Annotated in this window: 2 tRNA genes and 2 rRNA genes; all 4 read right to left on the reverse strand. The window is 54.4% G+C overall.

The features are described 5' to 3' along the window. Position 1 precedes the first annotated feature (1 nt). Positions 2 to 2,939: ribosomal RNA gene (locus ACFSDB_RS00005) — 23S ribosomal RNA — on the reverse strand. Between the two features lie 108 nt (positions 2,940 to 3,047). Continuing rightward, positions 3,048 to 3,123 (reverse strand) — tRNA-Ala (locus ACFSDB_RS00010). Between the two features lie 15 nt (positions 3,124 to 3,138). After that, positions 3,139 to 3,215, reverse strand: a tRNA-Ile gene (locus ACFSDB_RS00015). A 187-nt stretch (positions 3,216 to 3,402) separates the two neighbouring features. Then, a 16S ribosomal RNA gene (locus ACFSDB_RS00020) occupies positions 3,403 to 4,952 on the reverse strand. The 16S and 23S rRNA genes sit together here with 2 tRNA genes alongside, the layout of an rRNA operon. Positions 4,953 to 4,999: the final 47 nt, after the last annotated feature.

Below are 4,999 nucleotides of genomic sequence, written 5' to 3' on the forward strand. Positions count from 1 at the left end.
TTTGGTTAAGTCCTCGATCGATTAGTATTCGTCAGCTGCACGCGTCGCCGCGCTTCCACTCCGAACCTATCTACCTCATCGTCTTTGAGGGATCTTACTTGCTTGCGCAATGGGAAATCTCATCTTGAGGGGGGCTTCGTGCTTAGATGCTTTCAGCACTTATCCCGGCCACACATAGCTACCCAGCGATGCCCCTGGCGGAACAACTGGTACACCAGCGGTGTGTCCATCCCGGTCCTCTCGTACTAAGGACAGCTCCTCTCAAATTTCCTGCGCCCGCGACGGATAGGGACCGAACTGTCTCACGACGTTCTGAACCCAGCTCGCGTACCGCTTTAATGGGCGAACAGCCCAACCCTTGGGACCGACTACAGCCCCAGGATGCGATGAGCCGACATCGAGGTGCCAAACCTCCCCGTCGATGTGAACTCTTGGGGGAGATAAGCCTGTTATCCCCGGGGTAGCTTTTATCCGTTGAGCGATGGCCCTTCCATGCGGAACCACCGGATCACTAAGCCCGTCTTTCGACCCTGCTCGACCTGTACGTCTCGCAGTCAAGCTCCCTTGTGCCTTTACACTCTGCGAATGATTTCCAACCATTCTGAGGGAACCTTTGGGCGCCTCCGTTACTCTTTAGGAGGCGACCGCCCCAGTCAAACTGCCCGCCTGACACTGTCTCCCGCCCCGATCAGGGGCGTGGGTTAGAAGTTCAATACAACCAGGGTAGTATCCCACCGACGCCTCCTCCGAAGCTGGCGCTCCGGGATCTCTGGCTCCTACCTATCCTGTACAAGTTGCACCAAAATTCAATATCAGGCTACAGTAAAGCTCCACGGGGTCTTTCCGTCCTGTCGCGGGTAACCTGCATCTTCACAGGTACTATAATTTCACCGAGTCTCTCGTTGAGACAGTGCCCAGATCGTTACGCCTTTCGTGCGGGTCGGAACTTACCCGACAAGGAATTTCGCTACCTTAGGACCGTTATAGTTACGGCCGCCGTTTACTGGGGCTTCAGTTCGCACCTTCGCTTGCGCTAAGCACTCCCCTTAACCTTCCAGCACCGGGCAGGCGTCAGCCCCTATACGTCACCTTACGGTTTTGCAGAGACCTGTGTTTTTGCTAAACAGTCGCCTGGGCCTATTCACTGCGGCTCTCTCGGGCTGTAACACCCTACCAGAGCACCCCTTCTCCCGAAGTTACGGGGTCATTTTGCCGAGTTCCTTAACGAGAGTTCACTCGCTCACCTTAGAATTCTCTTCTCGCCTACCTGTGTCGGTTTGCGGTACGGGCACCTCCCGCCTCGCTAGAGGCTTTTCTTGGCAGTGTGAAATCAGGGACTCCGGGGCGCAATGCCCCTTGCCATCACAGCTCAACGTTGGTGAAAATGGGATTTGCCTCATTTTCCGCCTCACTGCTTGGACGCGCACAACCAACGGCGCGCTCGCCTTATCCTTCTGCGTCCCCCCATTGCTCAAACGGCGGGGAGGTGGTACAGGAATATCAACCTGTTGTCCATCGTCTACGCCTATCGGCCTCGACTTAGGTCCCGACTGACCCTGAGCGGACGAGCCTTCCTCAGGAAACCTTAGGCATTCGGTGGACGGGATTCTCACCCGTCTTTCGTTACTCATACCGGCATTCTCACTTCTAAGCGCTCCACCAGTCCTTCCGGTCCAGCTTCAACGCCCTTAGAACGCTCTCCTACCACGGAGCTCGTAAGAGCTCCATCCACAGCTTCGGTAATCCGTTTAGCCCCGGTACATTTTCGGCGCAGTGTCACTCGACCAGTGAGCTATTACGCACTCTTTAAATGATGGCTGCTTCTAAGCCAACATCCTGGTTGTCTAAGCAACGCCACATCCTTTTCCACTTAACGGATATTTGGGGACCTTAGCTGGTGGTCTGGGCTGTTTCCCTCTTGACTACGGATCTTATCACTCGCAGTCTGACTCCCAATCACAAATCACTGGCATTCGGAGTTTGTCTGAATTCGGTAACCCGGGATGGGCCCCTCGTCCAAACAGTGCTCTACCTCCAGGATTCTAAAAAATTGAGGCTAGCCCTAAAGCTATTTCGGAGAGAACCAGCTATCTCCAGGTTCGATTGGAATTTCTCCGCTACCCACACCTCATCCCCGCACTTTTCAACGTGCGTGGGTTCGGGCCTCCAGTAAGTGTTACCTTACCTTCACCCTGGACATGGGTAGATCACCTGGTTTCGGGTCTACAACTGCATACTCATTCGCCCTCTTCAGACTCGCTTTCGCTGCGGCTCCGCCTTCTCAGCTTAACCTTGCATGCAATCGTAACTCGCCGGTTCATTCTACAAAAGGCACGCCATCACCCATAAACGGGCTCTGACTAGTTGTAGGCACACGGTTTCAGGATCTATTTCACTCCCCTTCCGGGGTGCTTTTCACCTTTCCCTCACGGTACTGGTTCACTATCGGTCACTAGGGAGTATTTAGCCTTGGGAGATGGTCCTCCCGGATTCCGACGGAATTTCACGTGTTCCGCCGTACTCAGGATCCACTCTGGAGGGGACAAGCTTTCGATGACGGGGCTATTACCCTCTGTGGCGGGCCGTTCCAGGCCGCTTCGTCTAGCTCATCCTTTTGTAACTCCGTATAGAGTGTCCTACAACCCCAAGAGGCAAGCCTCTTGGTTTGGGCTGTTCCCGTTTCGCTCGCCGCTACTCAGGGAATCGCATTTGCTTTCTCTTCCTCCAGGTACTTAGATGTTTCAGTTCCCTGGGTGTGCCTTCTCATGCGCTATCTATTCACGCATGGATACCGCCCCATTAAAGGCGGTGGGTTTCCCCATTCGGAAATCTCCGGATCAAAGCTCACTTACAGCTCCCCGGAGCATATCGGTGTTAGTGCCGTCCTTCTTCGGCTCCTAGTGCCAAGGCATCCACCGTGCGCCCTTTCTAACTTAACCAAGTTGGTGTTTAGAAAGTTCGGCCAAAAATTGGCCGCACGTGCCTGTGTTACTTGTTTGTTTCAATGTCGTCATATCCAGTTTTCAAAGAACAAGCGTTAAAATGTTTGGTGGAGCCTAGCGGGATCGAACCGCTGACCTCCTGCGTGCAAGGCAGGCGCTCTCCCAGCTGAGCTAAGGCCCCGAGAAGAAAAAAATATGGTGGGCCTAAATGGACTCGAACCATCGACCTCACGCTTATCAGGCGTGCGCTCTAACCAGCTGAGCTATAGGCCCTCTCGGAAATGCATATTTATAATAGAAGAATTCAATTCAAAGAACCTTCAAAACTGAACGCAAAACGTCAACCGGAGCGNCTTGAAACTCCACCCAAAAAAAGCGTTGCCGCCTAAAGGGGTGAACCTTCAAAACTGAACGCAAAACGTCAACCGGAGCGCGAGCTCCGTTCCGATATTATCCTTAGAAAGGAGGTGATCCAGCCGCACCTTCCGATACGGCTACCTTGTTACGACTTCACCCCAATCATCTGTCCCACCTTCGGCGGCTGGCTCCACAAGGGTTACCTCACCGACTTCGGGTGTTACAAACTCTCGTGGTGTGACGGGCGGTGTGTACAAGGCCCGGGAACGTATTCACCGTGGCATGCTGATCCACGATTACTAGCGATTCCGGCTTCATGCAGGCGAGTTGCAGCCTGCAATCCGAACTGAGAACGGTTTTCTGGGATTGGCTCCCCCTCGCGGGTTTGCAGCCCTTTGTACCGTCCATTGTAGCACGTGTGTAGCCCAGGTCATAAGGGGCATGATGATTTGACGTCATCCCCACCTTCCTCCGGTTTGTCACCGGCAGTCACCTTAGAGTGCCCAACTGAATGCTGGCAACTAAGATCAAGGGTTGCGCTCGTTGCGGGACTTAACCCAACATCTCACGACACGAGCTGACGACAACCATGCACCACCTGTCACCGCTGTCCCCGAAGGGAAAGCCTAGTCTCCTAGGCGGGCAGCGGGATGTCAAGACCTGGTAAGGTTCTTCGCGTTGCTTCGAATTAAACCACATGCTCCACCGCTTGTGCGGGCCCCCGTCAATTCCTTTGAGTTTCAGCCTTGCGGCCGTACTCCCCAGGCGGAGTGCTTAATGCGTTAGCTGCAGCACTAAGGGGCGGAAACCCCCTAACACTTAGCACTCATCGTTTACGGCGTGGACTACCAGGGTATCTAATCCTGTTTGCTCCCCACGCTTTCGCGCCTCAGCGTCAGTTACAGACCAGAAAGTCGCCTTCGCCACTGGTGTTCCTCCACATCTCTACGCATTTCACCGCTACACGTGGAATTCCACTTTCCTCTTCTGCACTCAAGTCCCCCAGTTTCCAATGACCCTCCACGGTTGAGCCGTGGGCTTTCACATCAGACTTAAGGGACCGCCTGCGCGCGCTTTACGCCCAATAATTCCGGACAACGCTTGCCACCTACGTATTACCGCGGCTGCTGGCACGTAGTTAGCCGTGGCTTTCTGGTGAGGTACCGTCAAGGTACCAGTAGTTAAGTGGTACTTGTTCTTCCCTCACAACAGAGTTTTACGATCCGAAAACCTTCGTCACTCACGCGGCGTTGCTCCGTCAGACTTTCGTCCATTGCGGAAGATTCCCTACTGCTGCCTCCCGTAGGAGTCTGGGCCGTGTCTCAGTCCCAGTGTGGCCGATCACCCTCTCAGGTCGGCTACGCATCGTTGCCTTGGTGGGCCGTTACCCCACCAACTAGCTAATGCGCCGCGGGCCCATCCTGCAGTGACAGCCGAAACCGTCTTTCCGTACGCCACCAGGAGGTGGCGAAAACTATTCGGTATTAGCACCGGTTTCCCGGAGTTATCCCGATCTGCAGGGCAGGTTGCCCACGTGTTACTCACCCGTCCGCCGCTAAAGTTGAAGAGCAAGCTCTTCAACTTCCGCTCGACTTGCATGTATTAGGCACGCCGCCAGCGTTCGTCCTGAGCCAGGATCAAACTCTCCATTATAGAAGATTTGATTGCTCAAATACTTGCTGGCGTGCCGCCGTCCCGAA

The sequence above is a fragment of the Planococcus chinensis genome (assembly GCF_042681545.1).
GTDB classification, from domain to species: Bacteria; Bacillota; Bacilli; order Bacillales_A; family Planococcaceae; genus Planococcus; species Planococcus chinensis.